The organism is Pseudonocardia parietis (genome assembly GCF_017876315.1).
GTDB lineage: Bacteria > Actinomycetota > Actinomycetes > Mycobacteriales > Pseudonocardiaceae > Pseudonocardia > Pseudonocardia parietis.
This window is the reverse complement of record NZ_JAGINU010000001.1, coordinates 6,616,291-6,637,198: the sequence shown is the minus strand read 5'-3', so window position 1 is coordinate 6,637,198 and position 20,908 is coordinate 6,616,291. Positions and strand designations below refer to the sequence as shown.

The following is a 20,908-nucleotide window of genomic DNA, read 5'->3' as shown; positions in this document are numbered from 1 at the left end:
CCGTCTCCCGGCGAAGCTCGATGTCATGAGCAGAGCGTTCACCCGCCGGGGCTTCCTCGCCTCGGTGCTGGCCGGGGCCGGCGTCGCCGCGGGCGGGATGCTGCTGCAGTCCTGCGCGAGCGTGCCGGTGTCGGCACCGCGCCCGCCGCCGGTGCCCCGGCCGCTCGCGATCCCGCCCCTGGCACCGTCGACCCGCGTCGGCGGTGTGCGGGTCTTCGAGCTGGCGGCCGCCCCCGGCACGAGCGGGTTCCTGGCCGGCGCGAGCACCCCGACCTGGGGCTACGGGCTCCCGTTCGGCGGTCCCACGCTGCGCGCCGCCCGCGGCGAGCGGGTCCGCGTGCACGTCACCAACCGGCTGCCGGAGACCACGACCACGCACTGGCACGGCATGACCCTGCCCGCCGCGATGGACGGCGGCCCGCACCAGCCGATCGAGCCGGGCGCCACCTGGAGTCCGGAGTGGACGATCGAGCAGCCGGCCGCGACGCTCTGGTACCACCCGCACCCGCACGGGCACACCGAGCGGCACGTGCACCGCGGCCTCGCCGGGCTGTTCCTGATCGACGACGCCACCGGCAACGCCGCCACGGACGATCCCACCGGCAACGCCACCGACGACCCCACCGGCAACGCCGCCGCCGACGGCCCCGATCCGTTGCCGCACCGCTACGGCGTCGACGACATCCCCGTCGTCGTCACCGACCGGGTGTTCACCGCGGACGGCTCCTTCGACGAGACCCGTCGCAACGCGCACGGCCTGGTCGGCGACACGTTGCTGGTCAACGGCACCGTCGCGCCGTACCTGGCCGCGACGACGTCCCGCATCCGGTTGCGGCTGCTCAACGCCTCCTCGGCCCGCTGCTACCGGTTCGCGCGCTCCGACGAGCGCCCGCTCGTGCTCGTCGGCACCGACTCCGGGCTGCTGCCCGCGCCGCGCCCGGTCCCGGACGTCCTGCTCACCCCCGGCGAGCGCGCCGAGGTGCTGCTCGACCTCGACCCCGGACGCCCGGTGGTCCTGCGCTCGTTGCCGCAGGACCTCGGCGCGGTCTCCGGCAACGAGCGCACGATCGGCGCGCTCGACACCCTCGACGTGCTGCAGATCCGTCCCGCCGCCGAGCTCGAACCGGCGCCCGCGCTGCCCGGTTCGCTGCCGCACGAGCCGGGGCCCGATCCCGCGGCGGCGACGACCGTGCGCCGTTTCGAGCTGCGCAACAACACCATCAACGGGGAGAAGATGGACATGGCCCGTGTCGACGAGGTCGTCCCGGCAGGCGCCACCGAGATCTGGGAGCTCGTGAACCTCCATTCCCGGCCGCACAACCTGCACGTGCACGACGCCCGCGGTCAGGTGCTCGAGGCCGACGGCCGGGCGGTCGGGCCGGAGCTGCGGACCTGGAAGGACACCGTCTACGTGCCACCACGCACGACGACCCGGGTGCTGCTGCGGTTCGGCCGCCACACCGATCCGGGCACGCCGTACATGTACCACTGTCACCTGCTCTACCACGAGGACCAGGGGATGATGGGTCAGTTCGTCGTCGTACCGCCCGGGAGCACCGAGGTGCCCCGCGTCCTGGCCGGTGGCGGGCATGGGTAGGTCACTGGCCGCGGTGCCGTTCCGGGTGTGGGCGGTGTTCCACGGGCTGCTGGTGCTGACCCAGCTCGGGGCCGCCGGGGCGCTGCTCGACGCCGTCGACCTGGCCCTCGAGACGCATGGCGGGATCGGCGGTGCGCTGATCGTGGTCGCGATGGTGCAGACCGTGCTCGCCGTCGTCGCGACCTGGCCGGGCGGGATGCCGGTCTGGCCGATCGCGGTGAGCGTGGCGCTGGTCGTCGCCGACACCGCCCAGGTCGCGATCGGCTACTCCGGGCTGCTCGCCCTGCACGTCCCGCTCGGTGTGCTGATCGTCGTGGCCCAGGTCGCGGTCGCGGTCCGCGCGCTGCAACCGGTCCGTCGGGAGCGGCCCGCCGCGCTCAGCCGGTGAGCTCGGCGCGGCGGTACCGGGCTGCCGTGCTCAGCCGGTGAGCTCGGCCCGCAACCGCTTCTTGTCGGTCTTGCCGATCCCGGTCAGCGGGAGCTCCTCGACGAAGCGGATCGCCCGCGGTACGTACATGTCCCCGGCCCGCTGCGCGACCAGCCCGGCCAGGTCGTCGGCCGACGGCGCCGGGCTGCCGGGGACGACGGTGGCGTGCACGGCCTCGGTCCCGTCGCCGTCCGGAGCGCCGAACACCGCGGCCTGGCGCACTCCGGGGTGCTCCATCAGCGTGTCCTCCAGCTCCGCGGTGTACACGTGCCCGCCGACCACGACGACCATGTCCTTCACCCGGTCCACCAGGTGCAGGTAGCCGCTCGCGTCCAGCCGCGCGACGTCGCCGGTGCGCACCCAGCCGTCCACGATGGTCCCCGCGGTCAGCTCGGGCTGCTTCCAGTAGCCGTCCATCTCGGTGCCGGTGCGCACCCACAGCTCGCCGCACTCCCCGGTGCCGGCCGGGGACCCGCCGGCATCGATGATCGCGATCTCGGTGCTGGGCACGACCCGCCCGACCGTGGCCAGCAGATCCGGCCGGTCGTGCTCGGCCGGGGTGAGGACGCTGATCCCGCCGGCCTCGGTCTGACCGTAGAACTGGGTGAACACCGGCCCGATCCGCCGGTGCGCCTCCGCCATCCGCCGGGCGTTCGCGGGCGCCCCGCCGTAGATCACCGTGCGCAGCGACGACAGGTCGGTCCGGTCGAGTGCGGGGTGGTCGAGCAGCCGGTACATCAGCGGTGGCAGCAGCCAGGTGTGGGTGATCCGCTCGCGCTCGACGGCGGCGAGGAAGTCCCCGGCGTCGAACCGGTCCTGCAGGACGACGGTGCCGCCGCCGGCGAGGATCCGGTCGGCGAGCCCACCGCCCGCGTGTGCGATCGGGGTGGCGACCAGCAGCCGGGCCGACTCCGCGGCGAGCCGGGAGAGCGTCCGGTGGATCGTGGCCGCGCGGGCGTGGTGGCCGAACGTGTAGGTGATGCCCTTCGGGTGCCCGGTCGTGCCCCCGGTGTGCCGGATGGTCGCGACGTCACCGGCGTGGGTGCGGCCGTGGATCGGCGTGGCCGGGGCGTCCGCGGCCGCCGCGAGCAGATCGGGGACCAGGGCCCGGGCCTCGACCGGCCGGGCACGCTCCAGCACGTCCACCGCGTGCGGTGACTGCGTGAGCACGAGATCGGCGTCGACGTCGTCGACGATGCGCGCCTGTGCCGCGGCCGACAGCCCGTCGTGCGGCTGGGTGGCCCCGGCCCCGAGCAGGTTCACCGCCCAGCGCGCCATCAGTACCTCCGGGGTGTTCCCGGCCAGCAGCGCGACGATCGTGCCGGGGCGGACCCGGCCGTCCAGGGTGTGCGCGAGCCGGTGCACAGTGTCCGCGACCTCGCCCGCGGTCCACCGCCGGTCGGCGTGCACCAGCACCTCACGGTCCCGATGCGTCCCGAGCGCGTCGAGGATCTCCTCGACGTCGGAGCGGGCGTGCCCGGCGGAGCTCGATCCACCGTGTACACCCGTGGTCGCCGCCACCATGGGGCGCCTCCTTCGTCCTCGTCACCGTTGTCTATCGCAACGATCGACGAGGAGCCGGGAATCCCGAGGGTGACGTGATCGACACCTACGCGGCGAGGGCGAGGTCCCGGCGCCGCTCGGTCCGCTCCAGCCGGACCGCGGCGTACAGCGCGACCAGGCCGAGCAGGGGCAGCACGGTGGCGACCGCGGCCGGCGACATCCAGCCCCAGCCCGCGGCGAGCACCAGCCCGCCCAGCGCGGCGCCGAGGGCGTTCGCGACGTTGAACGCCGCGTGGTGCAGTGCGGCGCCGAGTGTCGGACCCTCGCGGCCGGCGTCCATCAGTCGGGTGGCCAGGGCGGGCGTGGTGGACGTCGTGGTGAAGGCCAGTGCGAACAGGGCGATCAGGGCCGCGACCACCGACGACGCCGTCACCGCGAACACCGCCATCGACACCGCCGCCGCGCCGAGCCCGACCGCGATCGTCCGCACCGGGGCGATCTCGGCCAATCGGCCGCCGACCTGGTTGCCCAGCGTCATCCCGACGCCGTACACGGCCAGCGCCAGCGGTACGGCGGAGGCGGCGAGGCCGGACACCTCGGTGAGCACCGGGGTGATGTAGCTGTAAACGGCGAACGAGCCGCCGAACCCGGTCGCGATGACCGCCATCGTGATCCACACCTGGCCCCGGCGCAGGGCCGAGAGCTCACCGCGGATCGAGCCGGAGCGCTCGTCGCGCACGTCCGGCACGAGCACCCACACCGCCACCACGGTCAGGACGGCGATCACGCCGGTCGCCAGGTACGCCGCGGGCCAGCCGGCCGCCTGGCCCAGCCAGGTCGCGCCGGGGACCCCGACGATGTTCGCGATCATCAGGCCGCTCATCACGGTCGCGATCGCGCGGGGCCGCTTCTCCCGGGGCACGAGCGAGGCCGCCAGTACCGAGGCCGCCCCGAAGTAGGCGCCGTGCGGCAGCCCGGCGAGGAACCGGGTGCCGACGAACGTGCCGAAGGTCGGAGCGAACGCCGAGGCGACGTTGAACAGCGCCAGCGCACCGGCCAGCGCCAGGACGAGGTGCTTGCGCGGCCACCGGGCGCCCAGCACGGCGAGCACCGGCGCCCCGACGACGACGCCGAGCGCGTAGGCGCTGATCGCGATGCCCGCCTGCGGCACCGAGACGCCGAGATCCGCGGCGAACGCGGGCAGCAGGCCCATCGAGGCGAACTCGGTGGTGCCGATCGCGAGCCCGCCCAGCGCCACGGCGAACAGGGCGGGACCGGCCTTCCCGGTGCCCGGGGCAGCGGTGGGAGAGTGAGGAGAACGCGCAGCCATAATTTTCATCGCCCCACGAGGATAAAGAGCGTGCGCCCGGAGGTGTCAAACGAAATGGGCTCGGTGTCAGCCGATTCACGCCCGGGGCGGGCCGAGACCGACCGCTGGCGGGCCACCGCCGAGGCGCTCGCCGAGGTCCGCCGCGACCCCGGCCTGACCCGCGTCGAGCTGGCCCGGCGGTTGCGGCTGGCCAGCGGCTCGGCCACCGAGATCGCGGGCCGGCTCCGCGAGCTCGGCTGGGTGGCCGAGGAGCGCGCCCCCTGCGGAGGGCGCGGGCGGCCCACGACCCGGCTGGTACCCGCTCCGGACGGCCCGGCCGTCGTCGCCGTCGACGTACGGTTCGAGGGCTGGCGAGCCGGCCTGGCCGGGCTGGACGGCGTACCGGTGGCGGTGCGGTCGGGGCGGCACGCCCGCCGCGACCCGGACGCGGTCGCCACCGAGCTCGACACGGTGGTCGGCGACCTCGTCGGCGCCTACCCCGGCCCGGTCGTCGCGGCCGGGATCGGAGTGGCGGCCACCGTCATCGACGAGCACCTCGCCCAGGGCGCCGGCCAGGGGTGGAGCCCGCTCGACGTCCGCCGGATCGGCTCCGGGCACGGCCTGCCGGTGCTGGTCGGCAACGACGCGAACCTCGCCGGGGTCGCCGAGGTGCGCGACGGCGCCGCGGCCGGGGCCGGCACGGCGCTGTTCCTCACCGTCGAGGTCGGGGTCGGCGGTGCGCTGCTCCTGCGCGGGCGCCCGCAGACCGGGGCACGGGGCGCGGCCGGGGAGTTCGGGCACCTCCCGTTCGGTGATCCGTCCCTGGGCTGCGCGTGCGGCGCCCGGGGCTGCTGGAACAACGGGACCGACGGCCGGGCGCTGGCCCGGATGCTCGGCGAGCCGGAGCCCGACGACCCGTACGGCTACAGCCGCCACGTGCTCGACCGGGCGGCGGACGGGGAGCCCGGGGCGACGTCCGCGGTGACGTCCGCGGCGGCCTCACTGGCCCGGGGGACGGCCGGGCTGGTCAACGCGCACGACCCGGAGGTCGTCGTCCTCGCCGGGCTCGCACCCGCGCTGCGGGCCGCCGCGCCGGACGCCTTCGCCGTCGCCTACGAGGCCGGGCTGATGGCGTTCCGGCGGGCGGAGCCGCCACCGGTCCGCGACGCGGCGCACGGCGCCGACGGCGTCCTGCGCGGGGCGGCCGCGATCGCGCTGGACCGGGCCACCTCGGCGCGGGGTCTGGCCGCGCGGCCGGGCTGAGCGGTCCGTCGCGGGATTCGCCCGCGTGACCCGCGGGAATGTCACGATCCGGTCATCGGAATCGATCCTCGCACTGCGCGGCAACGCGTTCGGCGGTACTTTTCTCCCACATTCCTGGGAGGGAGTAAAAGAAATGATCATCCTTGGTGTGATCCTGCTGCTGGTGGGGTGGTTCACGAGCATCTCGCTGCTCTACTACCTGGGCGGCCTGCTCGTCATCATCGGCGTCGTCCTCATGATTCTCGGCGCGGTCGGCCGTCCGGTGGGCGGGCGCAAAGCATGGTTCTGACCAGGCCGGTCGTGCGCGCGCCACGGTGATCCACCGGCGCGCACCGGCCGGCACGGCATGACACGGGGGCGTGTCCCTGAGGGGGACACGCCCCTCGTCGTGTGCGTGGGTGAGTGATGTTTCGCCGCCGCCGGTAGTGGGTATTCGGGAATGTGGTCCGGCTACGGGCCAAGAATGCGGCCGGGCGTGCGGATTCCCGGTATTCCGCGCACGTCATCCGGTTCCGCGGGCACCGCCCCACCGAGATGCGGCACACGGTCGTCCGGAGATCGACATATCGCGCTGAGGTGCATCTCGGCGGGAGCCGTCCGTGTTCGGACAGTCTCGGGCCGGGCCGGGCCGGGGTGAGTCGAGTCGGGTGCGGTGCAGCGGTGCGGTGCGGTGCGGTGCAGCGCAATGCGGCGCGGCGCAGCGCGGTGCGGGCCGGGCAGCGGTGCGTCGTAGGCTCGCGGGCGTGATCGGGAGCCGAGTCCTGCCGCCGCGGCGGATGCGTCGCCACGCGCTCCGCTCCGGGGCGCTCCCGGCGCTGGCCGCGCTCGCCCTGCTCGCGGGGTGCGGCGGTGATCCGCCCGCCGCCCCGCTGAGCGAGGGTCCGCCCGGCGCGTCGCCTGCCGACGGCGTGACCCGGATCGCCGAGCTGTCCGCCCAGCGGGCGGTGGTCTCGAGCCGGGTCGCGGCGGCGAAGCTCGGCACCGGACAGGCTGTGACCGACCCGGAGCGGGAGGCCGCCGTCGTCGCCGACGCCCGCGCCGACGCCACCCGCGCCGGCGTCGACCCCGAATGGGTCGCCCGCGTCGTCGCCGACCAGATCGCGGCGAGCAGCCAGGTGCAGAACGACCTGCTCCGGCGGTGGAACGACCGCCCGGAGAGCCGGCTCGCGGAGCGTCCGGACCTCGCGCAGGTGCGGCCGGAGCTGGGCCGGATCGGTGACGAGCTCGTCGCGGCGATGAAGGTCGCCGCTCCCGCCCGGGTGCACGAGGACTGCCCGTCCACGCTGGCCCAGGCGGTCGTCGCGCGGGCGGAGAGCCTCGACGACCTCCACCGGGCGGCGCTCGGCCGCGCGCTCATGTCGGTCTGCGACCGCACCCCGGAGTGACTCCGCGCGGGTGACGGTCGTGTTTCGGGGGCCTGCAGGTCTTGCGTACCCGGATAGTACGTGCTCGGATTAATAATCCGAGACATGGAGGTGGTCGCGATGGACCAGAACCTGTTCAACGACATCTGTCTGCAGCAGCTGACCCTGTCCGGGGTCCATGAGGGCGAGACGGTGGTGGTGCTGACCCGTGGTGGGGAGCGGGCCGAGTACGCCGATGCGTTCCTGTGGGCGATCGGGCGCCTGGGCGCGTCGGGCTATCACATGCGGTTGCCGTCGCCGGCGAGTGCGGGTGGGGCGTGGGCGGTCGGTGATTCCGGGCTGGGCCGGATTCCGCTGGCCGTGGATGCGCTCAAGGCGGTCGACATGGTGGTGGACTGCACGTTCCTGTTGTTCTCCCCGGAGCAGTTCGCGATCCAGGCGGCCGGGACGCGGGTGCTGACCGCGGTGGAGCCGCCGGAGCTGCTGGCCCGGCTGATGCCCACGACCGAGCTGCGTGAGCGGGTCGAGACGGGTGCGGAGCTGCTGGCGAAGGCGTCGACGATGCGGATCACCAGCCCGCACGGCACCGATGTGACCTACCAGCTGGGCATGTACCCGACCATGAGCGAGTACGGCTACACCGACACCCCGGGCCGGTGGGATCACTGGCCGGCGGCGTTCGTGTTCACCGGTGGTTCCGACGACGGCGTCGACGGGAAGATCGTCCTCGCCCCCGGGGACGTGTTGTTGCCGTTCAACACCTACGTGCAGACCCCGGTGGAGATCACCATCGAGGCCGGGTTCATCCGCGACATCCGCGGCGGCGCCGGTAGCAGCGGCTTGGATGCGGATCTGCTCGCCTCCTACATCCGGTCCTTCGACGACCCGCGCGGCTACGGCATGTCCCATGTCGGGTGGGGGTTGGACGAGCGGGCGCACTGGCACGGGCTGACCCAGTTCGGTGGCGGGATGGGTATGGAGCTGCGTTCCTTCTACGGCAACGTGATGTTCTCGATCGGCCCGAACAACGAGCTGGGTGGGCCGAACGACACCGCGTGCCACTTCGACATCCCCATGCGCGGCAACTCGCTCTACCTCGATGACGAGCTGATCGTCGACGCCGGTGAGCTGACCGTGCCCGAGATGAAGCCGGTGACCAAGCGATGAGCCCTGATCAGCAGCGGCGTGACCATCACATCGGGATGATCGTCCCGTCGTCGAACCTGACGATGGAGACCGAGCTGCCGCGGATGCTGGCCGCGCGCGAACAGGCCCATCCCGAGGATCGGTTCGTGTTCCATGCCGCGCGGGCCCGGATGCAGCACGTGACCCCGGAGCAGTTGCGGGCGATGAACGAGCAGGCCAAGCGGGCCGCGGCCGAGCTGGCCGACGCCCGCCCCGACGTGGTCGCGACCGCGTGTCTGGTCGCGATCATGGCGCAGGGGCCGGGGTATCACTGCACCGCCGAGGACGACATCACCGCCGCGCTGCGCGCCGAGGGCTCCCAGGCCCCGGTGGTCTCCAGTGCGGGGGCGTTGCTGTCGGGGATCTCCGCGTTGGGTGCGAAGCGGGTCGCGATCATCACCCCGTACATGGAGCCGCTGACCAAGGCCGTCGTGGACTATCTCGAGGATGCCGGGGTACAGGTGGTGGACTCGCTGTCGCTGCAGGTGCCCGACAACCTCGCCGTGGCCCGCCTGGACCCGGCCGACCTGCGCGAACACCACCGCAAACTGGACCTGACCGGCGCCGACGCGCTGGTGCTGTCCGCGTGTGTGCAGATGCCGTCGTTGCTGGCGATCGAGCCGGTGCAGGACGAGATCGGCATCCCGGTGCTGTCCGCGGCCACCGCGACGACCCACCGGATCCTCACCGAGCTCGGGCTGGAGCCGCGGGTGCCCGGGGCGGGGGCGCTGCTCGCGGGCTGACCGCGAGGCGAGTGCCCCGTGGCCCGCGCTCACCCTCGAGGGCGCGGGCCTATCGGCGTGTTCGGATTCGCGGGGACCTGAGCGGTCGACCTGGACAAGACGGCGCCGAGTCCTGTACATGTTTGTACATGTCTGAACAGGGCGGTCGGTCGAAGCGGGCCCAGCTCGTCGCGGATCTGGCGACACGGATCCGCTCCGGCCGGCTCGGGCACGGTGAGCGGCTGCCCGGGGAGAACCAGCTCGCGCAGACCTATGCCGTGTCCCGGGGGACCGTGCGCAGCGCACTCGCCGAGCTGCAGCGTCGCGATCTCATCGAGACCGAGACCGGGGTCGGCTCGTTCGTCACCTTCGACGGCGCCCGGCTGGACCAGCAGCTCGGCTGGGCCCGGGCGCTGGCCGGGTCCGGTGCCGAGGTCACCACCGAACTGCTCGGCATCGTCGCGGGCGGCGATCCCGCTGTCGAGGAGCGGGAGGGCCCGCTGGTCACGGTCCGTCGCCTGCGCCGGTCCGACGGCCGTCCGGTCTCGCTGGAGACCGCGTCGCTGCCCGCGACCGCCGAGCTGGCCGGGATCCCGGAGCGTGGCCTGGTGGACGGATCCATCACGGCGACCCTCGCCGCCGCTGGACTGCACGGTGCGACCGGTGAACAGTGGATCTCCGCCGAGCCGCTCGACGCCACCGACGCCGCCCGTCTCGAGCGAGCGCCCGGTGATCTGTTCCTGCGGGCGACGCGGGTCACCCGCACAGCCGGCGGAGGACTCGCCGAACACGTGGTGAGCCTGCTCGACCCGCAACGCTTCCGGTTCCACCTCGCTTTCGGCGGCACCGCGACGACCGGGGACGCACGGTGAGCGGTGAGCAGGATCGCGCGCTCGGCACGCTTCTCGGCCTGGCCGTCGGCGACGCCCTCGGCATGCCGACCCAGTCGATGTCCCGCAAGGCGATCGCGGCCCGGTACGGGGCCGTCGACCGGCTGCTCGACGGCGCCGACGACCAGCCGATCGCTCCGAAGCTCCCGGCGGGGACCGTCACCGACGACACCGAGCAGGCGTTGCTGCTCGCCCGGATCCTCGTCGCCCACGAGGGACGGGTGCCCGCGCGGGTGTTCGCCTCCGCGCTCGGGGACTGGGAGAAGGAGATGCTCCTGCGCGGGTCCCTGGACCTGCTCGGACCTTCCACCCGCCGCGCGCTGACCCGGCTTGCCGAGGGTGAACCACCGGAACTCGCCGGTCGCGACGGCGTCACCAACGGCGCTGCGATGCGGGTCGCCCCGATCGGTATCGCCGCGACCGGTCCGCGGCTGCTCGACGCCGTCGTGGAGTCCGCGGTCGTCACCCACAACACCGCTCCCGGGATCGCCGCCGCCGCCGCGGTCGCCGCAGCGGTCTCCACCGCGGTGTCCGGTGCGGGGCTTCCCGCCGCACTGGCCGCCGCCGTGGACGCGGCCCGGGCCGGCGCCCGGCGCGGGAACTGGATGGCCGGCGCCGACGTCGCGTCCAGGCTCGAGGCCGCCGTCCGGCTGCTGCCCGGGCTGGCCCCGGACAGGCTCGCCGACACCGTCGCCGGCGTCGTCGGGACGTCGGTGACGGCCACCGAGTCGGTCGTCGCGGCGCTCGGCCTGGCGGCGGCGCTCGGCGACGACCCACGGGACGCGCTGGTCACCGCGGCCTCACTGGGCGGGGACACCGACACGATCGCCGCGATCTGCGGCGCCGTCCTCGGTGCGGTGCACGGTGCCGCCGGCCTGCCCGCGGATCTGGTCGCGAGCGTGCGCCGGGTCAACGCACCGCTACTCGACCCCCTCGACGACGTGGTCGAGGGGTTGCTCCACATCCGGTCCACCTCTCGATAGGAGGCTGTCATGGCCACCGGTACGACCGACACCGATGCCGGTCCCGCAGGTGGGACCCTCGAAACGCGGGGCATCGAGCCCGTGCCCCTCGCCGAACGCCATGGGCGGCCGGGTGAGCTGTTCTGGGTCTGGTTCGCCGCGAACATCTCGATCCTGGGCCTCCCGCTGGGTGCGACGCTCGTCGCGTCCGGGCTCACGGTCTGGCAGGCCGTCATCGCCGCGGTGTTGGGTGCCGTCGGCTCATTCGCGATCGTCGGCGCCATCTCGATCGCGGGCCGCCGCGGCGGTGCGCCCGGGCTGACCCTGTCCCGGGCCGTGTTCGGTGCGCGTGGCAACATCGGCCCGACCCTGGTGTCACTGATCTCCCGGCTCGGCTGGGAGACGGTCAACACGACCACCGCCGCGTTCGCGCTGCTCTCACTGGTCACCATCGTGACGGGTACCAGCCCGGCGGCGAAGGACCATCCGGTGATCACCATCGCGTGCATCGCGGTCTTCGTGCTCTGCACGGTGCTGGTCGCGGGTCTCGGCCACGGGTTCCTGGTCGCCGTCCAGCGCTGGGCGACCTGGGTGTTCGGCGCGCTCAACATCCTTGTCGGTGGGTTCCTGGTCGCCACCGTGAACTGGACCGCCGTAGCGTCGGCGACCCCGGCGCCGATCGGCGCGGTCGTGGCCGCGGTCGGCCTCATCGCGGCCGGAACCGGCATCGGCTGGGCGAACGCCTCGGCCGACATGTCCCGCTACCAGGCACCGTCGGTGCGGGCCGGATCGCTGGTGCTGTCCGCGGCCGCCGGTGCCGGGATCCCGCTGGTGCTGCTGATCTCGCTGGGCAGCCTGCTGGCGGCCGGCGACCCTGCACTCGCGGAAGCGGGCGACCCGGTTGCCGCCATCCGGGACATGCTCCCGGTCTGGATGGCGATCCCGTACCTGGTCGCCGCGTTCGGCGGGTTGCTGCTGTCCAACCACCTGTCCGTGTACTCGGCGGGGCTCACGACGCTGACCCTCGGCGTCAAGCTGCCGCGTGTGTACGCGGTGGTCCTCGACGTGCTGGTGACCTTCGTCGGCGCGATCTACTTCATGCTGGTCGCTGACGGCTTCTACACGCCGTTCATCGCCTTCATCAGCGCGCTCGCGATCCCGATCACGGCGTGGGTCGGTGTGTTCGTGGTCGACATGCTGCGCCGCCGGTACTACGACCCGGACGCCCTGATCGACACTTCGCCCACCGGTCGTTACTGGTACCGCGGTGGGATCGAGCCGCGGGCCACGACGGCCTGGGCCGTGGCGATCGTCGCCGGGTACCTGTTCGCGACGGTCGGCCCGGCGTCGACACCGTGGTTCACCGGCCCGCTCGCCGGTACGTGGTTCGGCGAGAACGGACTCGCCTGGGTGATCACCTTCGTCGTCGCGGCCGGGGGGTACGCCCTGCTGGGCGGAGCCCGGGAGCCCCGGTGACCGGCCGGCTCGTGCACACCGGGCAGGTGCTCGTCGACCTGGTCATGCGGGTCCCCGCGTTGCCCCCGCCGGGCGGCGACGTCCTCGCCTCCGACACCGTCATGCTTCCCGGTGGCGGGATCAACGTCGTCGCCGCGGCTGCCCGGGCGGGCGCCGCAGTGACGTACGCCGGCGGGCACGGCACCGGGCCGCGCGGAGAGCTGGTGCGGGCAGCGCTGGCTGTCGAGGGCGTCACCGTCGCAGCGCCGCCGGATCCGCACGTCGACACGGGTGTCTGTGTGGTCCTGGTCGAACCGTCCGGGGAACGCACGTTCGTGACCGGCAGCGGGGCCGAGTCCGGCCGGGCGATCCCGTTGCCGCCCGCGGCGCCGCACGACGTCGTGTACGTGTCCGGCTACAGCCTGCTCGTCCCGGACAAGGCCGACCGGCTCGTGTCCTTCGTGGCCGATACAGCGGCAGCGGTGCTGCTCGATCCCGGACCGCTGGTGACCGATGTTCCCGCGCACACGTGGGAACGGATGCTCGCCGTGACCGGTGTGCTGAGCTGCAACGCCCGGGAGGCACACCTGCTGTCCGGAGAGCCGGACGCCCTCGCGGCGGGTCGGGAGCTCTCCCGACAGCTCCCGGACGGCGCGACCGTCGTGGTCCGCGACGGTGCCCGGGGCTGTGTGCTGATCCGGGACGGGCAGGCCGAGCGGGTCCCGGCGCCGCCGGTCGAGGCCGTCGACACGAACGGCGCCGGTGACGCCCACTGCGGTGTGCTCGCTGCCGAGTTGCTGCGTGGCGCCGACTGGCCCGAGGCCGTGAGACGGGCGAACGCCGCCGCGGCACTGGCCGTCACCCGGTACGGGCCGGCGACGGCACCGACCCGGGCCGAAGTGGACACTCTTCTGGCCGCCTGATCCGGCTCAGCGTGACGCACCGACCGCGGTCGCGAGGCCCTGCGTGGCCTCCTGCACCTCCCGGTAGGCCGGCCCGCAGGTCGCGGCGTCGCCACCGCCGGGCATGCCCGGGGCCGCCTCGCAGCCGGCGGTGGCGAAGCGGTCCAGGGCCTGCTCGGTGGCGTCGGCCTGGTCGGCGGCGGCCGGGACGTCCCGCCGGATCTGCGGCAGCACGTTTCGGATCTCACCGGTGAAGCGCGCGCAGCGACCGAAGACCTCGGCCGGGTCGCGGGTGAGGCGCCCGTCCGCGGAGAAGTAGCGGAACTTGGTCCGCAGCGACTCGGCGCCGGGCTCACCGACCCGGTCGGACGAGCTCGTACCCGGTCCGGAGTCGTCGGGGGCCCGGTCCAGGGTCGCCGGGCCGGATGAGCAGCCGGACAGCACGAGCAGGGCGGCCACCACGACGGTGGCCGCCCGGACGGACGCGCCGGTCCGGGTTCGGGTACCCACGTCCGCGACAGTAGGCCCGAAGGGGCGCGCACGCGCCCCGGCTCAGCAGCCCGGCGGGCCGGGCGCGACGCCGACGGTGGCACCGGAGGCCCGCGCACGGTGCCGACCGGTACCCGCACCCACCGACGACAGCGCCCCGGACCGCCCGGTGGGGGCGTTCCGGGGCGTTCGCACCGTCCTCAGCCGACCAGCGGCTCCAGCGTGCTGCGCAGCAGCCGCAGCGACTCGGCCGGGTTGTCCCAGAACACCATGTGCCCGGCGTCCGGGATCGCGACGAGCTCACCGCGCGGGTTGGCAGCGGCGATCTCGGCGGCGCCGTCGGCGGTGACCACGGGGGAGTCCGCGCCGTACAGCACGGTCGTCGGGGCGGGCACCGACGGCCAGGCGTCGAAGAAGTCCTCGTTCTCGAACCCGGCGTGGGTGGCCCGGATCGCGGCCTCGTCGCAGGAGGACAGCCAGCGCGCGCGCAGCCCCTGCTCGGCCCGCGGCCAGCGCGGCCAGGCGCGGGCGACCTCGTCGGCGTCGGTACCGCGCACGGCCTCGGTGAGCTGGCCGAGGAACGCCTCGAGGGTGGTCGGGTAGGGCCCGCGGCCGGGCCCGGACAGCGGCGGGTCGACGAGCACGGTCCCGCGCAGCGGCCGCGCGGTGGCGGTGACGGCGGCGATCCGCGCGCCCATCGAGTGCCCGACGACGACCGGCTCCGCGCCCAGGTCCAGTTCGGACAGTACGGCGAGCACGTCGTCGGCGTAGTCGCCGAGGGTCCAGGAGGTTCCGGAGTCGGACAGCCCGCGGCCGCGGACGTCGAGCAGCAGCGGCCGGCACAGGTCGCTCAGCTCGCGCGCGACGAAGTCCATCGTGATCGCCGGGCTGGTGATGCCGGGCACGATCAGCACCGGGGTGCCGGAACCCTCGTAGTCCAGCACGTGCAGCCGGACGTCGCCGTTGCGCGCCCAGCGCGACACCGCCTGGACATCGGCGAGGTCGGCCAGGGCGTCCTGGCGGACCTGGCGGGTGGTGAGGGTGGAGGTCACAGCCGTCCTTCCAATGTCGCGTCCTTGTATGTCACAGTGTCTTCAGGTAGGCGATCGCGTCGTCGAGACCGACGACGTCGCCGTACTTCGCGTCGATGTCGAACAGGGCGGCGTCGTGCGGGCCCTGCGCCCGGTCGCCGACGCACTCGCGCGGCACGAGCACCCCGAATCCGGACTGGACGGCGTCGACCGCGCTCGCGCGCACGCAGCCGCTCGTGGTGGCCCCGCAGACCAGCACGGTGTCCACACCGGATGCACGGAGCACGGTCGCGAGTCCGGTGTCGAAGAACGCCGATGCGCCCTTCTTGGTGAGCGCGTGGTCGGTGCCGCGCACGTCGAGGCGGCCGTCGAACGCGACGGCGTCCGAGCCCTCGACGAGCCCGCGCATGCCGGGCGCCTTCACCAGCCAGGGCAGGGTGTCGAGCTCGGCCGGGGTGAAGGCGATGGTCGTCCACACGACCGGCGCGCCGATCGGGCGCGCGGCCTCGACCAGCGATGACGTCGCGGCGACCACCTCGGACAGGTCGCTGCCGGTGGGCGCGGCCGGGTCGGTGAACCCGGCCGTCAGGTCCACGACGACGATCGCCGGCCGGGTCCCGAGGCGGCTGCGGGCCCCGAACCCGGCGCGGTCGTAGGTGGCGTCGGTATCGGCTCCGTGCAGGCTCATGCGGTGCTCCCTGCTGTTCGTTCCGTGTCGAGCGCGGCCTGCAGGACCGCGCGGCGGCGGGACGCGCAGTCGTCGACGGCGTCCACGATGGTCTGGTAGCCGGTGCAGCGGCACAGGTTCGAGGCGACGACCTCGCGGATCTCCTCGCGGGACGCGTCGGGCTCCTCGGCCAGGTAGCCCTCGGCCAGCATGAGGAAGCCGGGCGTGCAGAACCCGCACTGCAGGCCGTGGTGATCGGAGAAGCACTGCTGCAGGTCCGACAGCTCGCCGTCCGGCCCCGCCAGCGACTCCACGGTGCGGATCTGCGAGTTCTCCACCTGGACGGCGAACAGCAGGCAGGCGCGCGCCGGCTGGTCGTCGACCAGCACCGTGCAGGCCCCGCAGATGCCGTGTTCACAACCGACGTGCGTGCCGGTCAGCCCGAGGTCGTGGCGGAGCACGTCGGCCAGCGTGCGCCGGGGGGAGATCGCGAGATCGTGCCGCTCGCCGTTCACCCGCAGCTCGACCAGCTGCACGTCGGTCATGACCTCTCCTCGGACGACAGGGCCGCGAAGATCGCGGCGCGCGGGATCGGGGTGGAGTCCAGCTCGACACCGGTGGCCCGCAACGCGTCGTTGACGGCGTTGAGGACGGCGGCCGGTGCGCCGATCGTCCCACCCTCGCCGGCGCCCTTCGCGCCGTCCGAGGTGAACGCGCACGGCGTCTCCAGGTGCTCGATCCGCACGTCCGGGATCTCGGCGGCGGTGGGCACCTTGTACTCCATGAAGCTCGGCGCCAGTGGCTGGCCGAGCTCGTCGTAGGTCACCTGCTCGAACAGCGCCCCGCCGATGCCCTGCGCGATTCCGCCGCGGGCCTGGCCCTCGACGACCTGCGGGTGGATCGCCACCCCGCAGTCCTCCACGCAGACGTAACGCAGGATCTCCACGCCGCCGGTGCCCGGGTCGAGCGCGACCACGCAGCCGTGGGTGGCGTTGGAGAACGTGCCGTCGCCGCCGACGTCGAAGCTGGCCGTCGCGGTCAGCCCGGGGCCGACGTCCTTGGGCAGCAGGTGCGCCCGCAGGTAGGCGACGTCGGCCAGCTCGGTGAACGGGTACGTGCGGTCCCCGGCGCGGACGCCGCCCCGCCCGTCGAGACGGGTCGAGTCGATGTCCGCACCGGCCAGGTGCGCGGCGATCTCACGGAGCTGGTCGCCCAGCTTCACCGAGGCCGCCGACGCCGCCGACCCGCCGATGGTGACCGAGCGCGACGCGAACGAACCCCAGCCGTAGGTGATCCGGTCGGTGTCGCCCTGCACGATCTTGACCTTGTCGTAGCCGATCCCGAGCCGGTCGGCGACGATCTGGGCGAACGTCGTCTCGTGGCTCTGGCCGTGCGACAGCGTGCCGGTGGTGACGGTGACCGTCCCGTCCAGGTCCATCGTGATCTGCGAGATGTCGAATCCCGGCACGACCTGCATCTTGCGCTGGGCGAACGCTCCCGAGCCGTAGCCGGTGCGCTCGGAGAAGCAGGAGTACCCGACCCCGATCACCCGGCCGTCCGGCGAGGAGTGGTCGAGCCAGCCCTCGTCACGCAGCACCTGCTCGCACAGGTTCAGCGACTCCAGATAGGACCCCGGGTCGTAGGTGACGTTGTTGATCCCGCGGTACGGGAACTCGGTGATCAGGTTGCGGCGGCGGACCTCCAGGGCGTCGAGGCCCAGCTCGCGGGCGGCCCGTTCCATCAGCCGTTCCATCACCATCACGTACTGCGGGCGCGACACCCCGCGGTACGGCGCGGTGGGCGCCTTGTTGGTGGTGACCGCGCGGCCCCGCACCCGGTACGCCGGCACCGTGTACACGCTCGGCATCTCCGCCGAGGCCATCAGCGGCTCGATCCCGGCCGTGAACGGGTAGCAGGAGTAGGCGCCCATGTCGCAGACGACGTCGGCGTCCAGGGCGAGGATCTCGCCGGTCTCCGAGAACGCGGCGCGGGCGGTGTAGTGCTGCTCGCGGGCCAGGAAGCTCGCGGTCAGCGCCTCGCGCCGGTCCTCGATCCACTTCACCGGGCGGCGCAGCCGGCGGGCCGCCGCCGCGGCCGCGATCTCCTCGCGGCCCACGACGCACTTCTGCCCGAACCCGCCGCCCATGTCGGGCACGGTGACCCGGACCTGCTTCTCGTCCAGGCCGGCGCACCGCGCCAGCACGGTGCGGACCTGGTGCGGGACCTGGGTGCAGGTGCGGACGAGGAGCTGTTCGTCGCGGTCGTCCCAGTCGGCGACGACGCCGCGGGTCTCCAGCGGCAGGGCGTTCTGCCGCCCGGTGTTCGCCTCGACGGTCACGGCCGTGTGCGCCGAGGCGAACACGTCGTCGATGCCCTCGGTGGCGAACAGCGAGACGTCGACGAGCACGTTGCCGGGTGCCTCGTCGTGCACCGGTGGGCCCGCGGCGGCCAGCGCGGCGGCCTCGGTCACCACCGGGTCGAGCGGGTAGTACTCGACGACGGCCGCCTCCACCCCGTCCTCGGCCGCGTACGGGTCGGTCGCCAGGACGATGGCCAGGGGCTCACCGGCGTAGCGGACCCGGTCGCGGGCCAGGACCGGCATCGACGTCGGCGTGAACTCCTCCGCGGGCCGGTCGAGCAGGGCGGTGATGTCGGCCAGCCCGAGCTCGGCGGCGTCGAACGCGGCGACGACGCCGGGCACCTCCCGCACCTCGGACAGGTCGACCGAGGTGATCCGGGCGTGCGCCTCGGAGCTGCGCACGAACGCGGCGTGCAGCATCCGGGGCAGGGTGATGTCGTCGACGAACCGGCCGCGGCCGGCGAGCAGCCGCGGGTCCTCGCGCCGTGGGACGTTCGCCCCGACCCAGGTGCCGTCACGGCGGAAGCCGGGCTCAGCCATCCTGACCACCCGCCTGCGCCCGGGCCCGGGCCACGAGGGTCCGGACGAGCCCGCGGCGGTAGGCCGCGGGCGCACCCGGTTCGTCCCGCAGGCCCAGGGCGCCGGCGATCTCGTCGGCGGTACCGGCCGGGCGGACGAGCAGCGGCTCCGTCGCGACCCCGCCGAGCACGACGGAGCCGGTGTCGAGATCCGCACCGGCGGCGACGATCGCGAAGTCGCCCCGCCGGTCGGCGTACTCGGTCAGTGCGGCCCGCGGTGCGGGCCGGTCGAACACGATCTCCACGATCACCTCGTCGGGTTCCAGAGCGGTGGTGAACGGCCCGAGGAAGAAGTCGCCCGCGCCGATCTCCCGGCGCCCGGCCGGGCCTTCCGCGACGATCCGGGCGTCCAGCAGGACCGCGAGCAGGCACCACTCGGCGGTGGCGTCGGCGTGCGCGATGCTGCCTCCGACCGTGCCACGGGTGCGGATCGGCAGGTGCCCGACCCAGCGCATGGCGCGCGACAGCACGGCGAAGTCCGGGCCCAGGTCGGCCTTCTCCACGGCCCGGTGCGTGGTCAGCGCCCCGATCCGCAGTCGCGAGCCGTCGCGGCGGATGCCGGCCAGACCGGGTACGTGCGTGATGTCGACCAGGTGGCCCGGGCGGGCCATCCGGAAGTTCATCATCGCGACCAGGCTCTGGCCGCCGGCGAGGAGCTTCGGCTCCTCGTCGGCCAGCTCGGTCAGCAGGTCGACCGCGCCGCGCACCGAGGACGCCCGGTGGTAGGTGAACGCGGCGGGCTTCACGCCTTCTCCACCACCTGCGTGTCCAGCTCCTCCTCGGTGCCGGTGATCCGGTCCAGCTCGCGGCCCTTGGTCTCCGGGGCGCAGAAGGCCATGAACACCACCGCGCCGACGACGAGCACGCCCATCAGCGTGAACGTCAGCGGCAGGCCCAGCACCGGCCAGAGCACGGTGCCGAAGACCAGCGGGACGAACCCGGTGACCGCACGGCTCGACGACGACGCCCATCCGAACCCGGACGCCCGCAGCTCGGTCGGGTACAGCTCGGAGACGTAGGCGTACATGACCGGGATGACGACCAGCGCGAAGAACCCGAACACCGCGATCATCACGATGGCCGCGGTCGGGGACTCGATCACCAGCGAGAACACGATCAGCGACAGCGCGGCCAGCGGGGCGGCGATGCCGATGACCCACTTGCGGCCGAGCGTCTCGACCAGCAGCACCGAGGTGATCACGCCGAGGATGCCGACCGCGTTCATCACGGTGGTGGACCCGAACGCGGCGACCTCGCCCATGCCCTGCGCCCGCAGGATCGACGGCATCCAGGACAGCGCGGCGTAGTAGACGACCATCACGGTGATGAACAGCGCCCAGGCGACGCCGGTGATCTTCGGGGAGAACGCCCAGACGAGCTTCAGCTGCTCGGCCACGGCGGACACGCCGCGAAGGCGCGACCGCGTGGACGCCGGCGCCACGGCCGGGATGGAGTACGGCTCGGGGGTCGCGCCGGTCCGGCGGACCATGTCGTCGATGACCACGCGGGCCTCCTCCTCACGGCCGGTGCGGGCCAGGAAGAGCGGGGACTCCGGAACGCCGCGGCGGACCCAGAACAGCAGCAGCGCGGGCAGCACCATCAGCGCGAGCATCCAGCGCCAGTTGCCGTCGACCGGGACCAGCAGGGTCGCCGAGACACCCGCCAGCGTGGTGCCGATCGGCCACCAGCCGTCCATCGCGGCGAGTACCCTGCCGCGCTGCTTTCTCGGGGAGAACTCGCTGACGATCGCGTAGTCGACCGGGATGCAGCCGCCGAGGCCGACACCGGCCAGGAAGCGCAGGACCAGGAAGATCTCCCAGGTCGGCGACAGCGCGCCGAGCACCGAGAACAACGCGAAGATCATCAGGGTGATGCTGAAGGCACGCTTGCGGCCGATCCGGTCCGCGATCGTGCCCCAGACGACGGCACCGACGGCCATGCCGACCAGGTTCGCCGTCGCGACGAGGCCGCGCTCACCGGTACCGAGGTCGAACTCGGTGCCGAGCAGCGGTGTCAGGAAGCCGTTGAGGGCGACGTCCCAGGCGTCGAACATGTAGCCCAGGCCGCCGATGATGAAGATCTTCCCTTGGACGTTCCACCGCCAGGGCAGGTCTTGGACGACCTGGTCTCCGGTACGCACAGTCGGTACTCCTCAGCGTTGATGGTCGCTGCGCAAGCTGCGCTCAGCGTCGATGCTCGCTTCGC

The 20,908-nt window shown here is 73.5% G+C and carries 20 protein-coding genes; 11 read left to right on the top strand and 9 right to left on the bottom strand.

The annotated features are described in order from the left end of the window. The first annotated feature begins 25 nt into the window (after positions 1–25). Entirely contained in the window at positions 26–1,597 is a 1,572-nt protein-coding gene (locus JOF36_RS31280) for a multicopper oxidase family protein (protein WP_210034049.1), read from the top strand. Next, the gene (locus JOF36_RS31275) at positions 1,590–1,985 is read left to right on the top strand and encodes a hypothetical protein (RefSeq protein ID WP_210034047.1); all 396 of its coding nucleotides are present in this window, start codon (positions 1,590–1,592) and stop codon (positions 1,983–1,985) included. The genes JOF36_RS31280 and JOF36_RS31275 overlap by 8 nt, the downstream gene beginning before the upstream one ends. 30 nt (positions 1,986–2,015) lie before the next feature. Here JOF36_RS31275 and JOF36_RS31270 read toward each other — a convergent pair whose 3' ends face one another. Further along, entirely contained in the window at positions 2,016–3,548 is a 1,533-nt protein-coding gene (locus JOF36_RS31270) for an AMP-binding protein (RefSeq protein WP_210034039.1), read from the bottom strand. Between the two features lie 85 nt (positions 3,549–3,633). Then, the gene (locus JOF36_RS31265; protein ID WP_245351048.1) at positions 3,634–4,857 is read right to left on the bottom strand and encodes an MFS transporter; all 1,224 of its coding nucleotides are present in this window, start codon (positions 4,855–4,857) and stop codon (positions 3,634–3,636) included. 63 nt (positions 4,858–4,920) lie between these two features. On the opposite strand from JOF36_RS31265, the gene JOF36_RS31260 reads away from it, so the two are divergent. From JOF36_RS31260 to JOF36_RS31220, 9 genes are all read left to right on the top strand, one after another. After that, on the top strand, positions 4,921–6,099 hold the full coding sequence (locus JOF36_RS31260; protein WP_210034037.1) for an ROK family transcriptional regulator: 1,179 nt from the start codon (positions 4,921–4,923) through the stop codon (positions 6,097–6,099). A gap of 25 nt (positions 6,100–6,124) precedes the next feature. Continuing rightward, positions 6,125–6,388 carry a hypothetical protein gene (locus tag JOF36_RS31255; RefSeq protein WP_210036447.1) on the top strand — a complete coding sequence of 88 codons (264 nt, stop codon included), beginning with the start codon at positions 6,125–6,127 and terminating at the stop codon, positions 6,386–6,388. 454 nt (positions 6,389–6,842) lie between these two features. Further along, complete coding sequence (gene aroQ / locus JOF36_RS31250; RefSeq protein WP_210034033.1) at positions 6,843–7,484, top strand: gamma subclass chorismate mutase AroQ; 642 nt, start codon at positions 6,843–6,845, stop codon at positions 7,482–7,484. A gap of 99 nt (positions 7,485–7,583) precedes the next feature. Then, positions 7,584–8,630 carry a 2,5-dihydroxypyridine 5,6-dioxygenase NicX family protein gene (locus JOF36_RS31245; protein ID WP_210036370.1) on the top strand — a complete coding sequence of 349 codons (1,047 nt, stop codon included), beginning with the start codon at positions 7,584–7,586 and terminating at the stop codon, positions 8,628–8,630. After that, the gene (locus JOF36_RS31240) at positions 8,627–9,391 is read left to right on the top strand and encodes a maleate cis-trans isomerase family protein (protein ID WP_281071938.1); all 765 of its coding nucleotides are present in this window, start codon (positions 8,627–8,629) and stop codon (positions 9,389–9,391) included. Before JOF36_RS31245 ends, JOF36_RS31240 begins: the two co-directional genes overlap by 4 nt. A gap of 128 nt (positions 9,392–9,519) precedes the next feature. Beyond that, positions 9,520–10,242, top strand: coding sequence for a GntR family transcriptional regulator (locus JOF36_RS31235; RefSeq protein ID WP_210034025.1), 723 nt, complete (start codon positions 9,520–9,522; stop codon positions 10,240–10,242). Continuing rightward, complete coding sequence (locus tag JOF36_RS31230) at positions 10,239–11,243, top strand: ADP-ribosylglycohydrolase family protein (protein ID WP_307862684.1); 1,005 nt, start codon at positions 10,239–10,241, stop codon at positions 11,241–11,243. Before JOF36_RS31235 ends, JOF36_RS31230 begins: the two co-directional genes overlap by 4 nt. Positions 11,244–11,252: 9 nt before the next feature. Next, positions 11,253–12,698 (top strand): purine-cytosine permease family protein, encoded by a 1,446-nt coding sequence (locus tag JOF36_RS31225; RefSeq protein WP_210034023.1) that lies wholly within the window; start codon positions 11,253–11,255, stop codon positions 12,696–12,698. Beyond that, complete coding sequence (locus JOF36_RS31220) at positions 12,695–13,600, top strand: PfkB family carbohydrate kinase (RefSeq protein ID WP_210034022.1); 906 nt, start codon at positions 12,695–12,697, stop codon at positions 13,598–13,600. Before JOF36_RS31225 ends, JOF36_RS31220 begins: the two co-directional genes overlap by 4 nt. A gap of 6 nt (positions 13,601–13,606) precedes the next feature. Here the strand turns inward: JOF36_RS31220 and JOF36_RS31215 are convergent, their stop codons facing one another. The 7 genes from JOF36_RS31215 to JOF36_RS31185 all read right to left on the bottom strand — a co-directional run bounded on the left by JOF36_RS31215 (position 13,607) and on the right by JOF36_RS31185 (position 20,843). Next, complete coding sequence (locus JOF36_RS31215) at positions 13,607–14,089, bottom strand: hypothetical protein (RefSeq protein ID WP_210034020.1); 483 nt, start codon at positions 14,087–14,089, stop codon at positions 13,607–13,609. Positions 14,090–14,268: 179 nt separating this feature from the next. Beyond that, the gene (locus JOF36_RS31210; RefSeq protein ID WP_210034018.1) at positions 14,269–15,120 is read right to left on the bottom strand and encodes an alpha/beta fold hydrolase; all 852 of its coding nucleotides are present in this window, start codon (positions 15,118–15,120) and stop codon (positions 14,269–14,271) included. Positions 15,121–15,151: 31 nt separating this feature from the next. Next, on the bottom strand, positions 15,152–15,787 hold the full coding sequence (locus JOF36_RS31205; RefSeq protein ID WP_210034016.1) for an isochorismatase family protein: 636 nt from the start codon (positions 15,785–15,787) through the stop codon (positions 15,152–15,154). After that, the gene (locus JOF36_RS31200; RefSeq protein ID WP_210034014.1) at positions 15,784–16,311 is read right to left on the bottom strand and encodes a (2Fe-2S)-binding protein; all 528 of its coding nucleotides are present in this window, start codon (positions 16,309–16,311) and stop codon (positions 15,784–15,786) included. The genes JOF36_RS31205 and JOF36_RS31200 overlap by 4 nt, the downstream gene beginning before the upstream one ends. Beyond that, positions 16,308–18,665, bottom strand: a complete 2,358-nt coding sequence (locus tag JOF36_RS31195; protein WP_210034012.1) for a xanthine dehydrogenase family protein molybdopterin-binding subunit — start codon at positions 18,663–18,665, stop codon at positions 16,308–16,310. Before JOF36_RS31195 ends, JOF36_RS31200 begins: the two co-directional genes overlap by 4 nt. Then, the gene (locus JOF36_RS31190) at positions 18,658–19,449 is read right to left on the bottom strand and encodes an FAD binding domain-containing protein (RefSeq protein WP_210034005.1); all 792 of its coding nucleotides are present in this window, start codon (positions 19,447–19,449) and stop codon (positions 18,658–18,660) included. Before JOF36_RS31190 ends, JOF36_RS31195 begins: the two co-directional genes overlap by 8 nt. Further along, entirely contained in the window at positions 19,446–20,843 is a 1,398-nt protein-coding gene (locus JOF36_RS31185; protein ID WP_210034003.1) for an MFS transporter, read from the bottom strand. Before JOF36_RS31185 ends, JOF36_RS31190 begins: the two co-directional genes overlap by 4 nt. Positions 20,844–20,908: the final 65 nt, after the last annotated feature.

Excerpts from the sequence above, each read along its gene's own strand:
- JOF36_RS31265 (WP_245351048.1), bottom strand. The coding sequence starts at position 4,857 with ATGGCTGCGCGTTCTCCTCACTCTCCCACCGCTGCCCCGGGCACCGGG.
- JOF36_RS31195 (WP_210034012.1), bottom strand. The coding sequence starts at position 18,665 with ATGGCTGAGCCCGGCTTCCGCCGTGACGGCACCTGGGTCGGGGCGAAC.
- JOF36_RS31270 (WP_210034039.1), bottom strand. The coding sequence starts at position 3,548 with ATGGTGGCGGCGACCACGGGTGTACACGGTGGATCGAGCTCCGCCGGG.
- JOF36_RS31235 (WP_210034025.1), top strand. The coding sequence starts at position 9,520 with ATGTCTGAACAGGGCGGTCGGTCGAAGCGGGCCCAGCTCGTCGCGGAT.
- JOF36_RS31225 (WP_210034023.1), top strand. The coding sequence starts at position 11,253 with ATGGCCACCGGTACGACCGACACCGATGCCGGTCCCGCAGGTGGGACC.
- JOF36_RS31200 (WP_210034014.1), bottom strand. The coding sequence starts at position 16,311 with ATGACCGACGTGCAGCTGGTCGAGCTGCGGGTGAACGGCGAGCGGCAC.
- JOF36_RS31245 (WP_210036370.1), top strand. The coding sequence starts at position 7,584 with ATGGACCAGAACCTGTTCAACGACATCTGTCTGCAGCAGCTGACCCTG.
- JOF36_RS31280 (WP_210034049.1), top strand. The coding sequence starts at position 26 with ATGAGCAGAGCGTTCACCCGCCGGGGCTTCCTCGCCTCGGTGCTGGCC.
- JOF36_RS31205 (WP_210034016.1), bottom strand. The coding sequence starts at position 15,787 with ATGAGCCTGCACGGAGCCGATACCGACGCCACCTACGACCGCGCCGGG.
- JOF36_RS31240 (WP_281071938.1), top strand. The coding sequence starts at position 8,627 with ATGAGCCCTGATCAGCAGCGGCGTGACCATCACATCGGGATGATCGTC.
- JOF36_RS31275 (WP_210034047.1), top strand. The coding sequence starts at position 1,590 with ATGGGTAGGTCACTGGCCGCGGTGCCGTTCCGGGTGTGGGCGGTGTTC.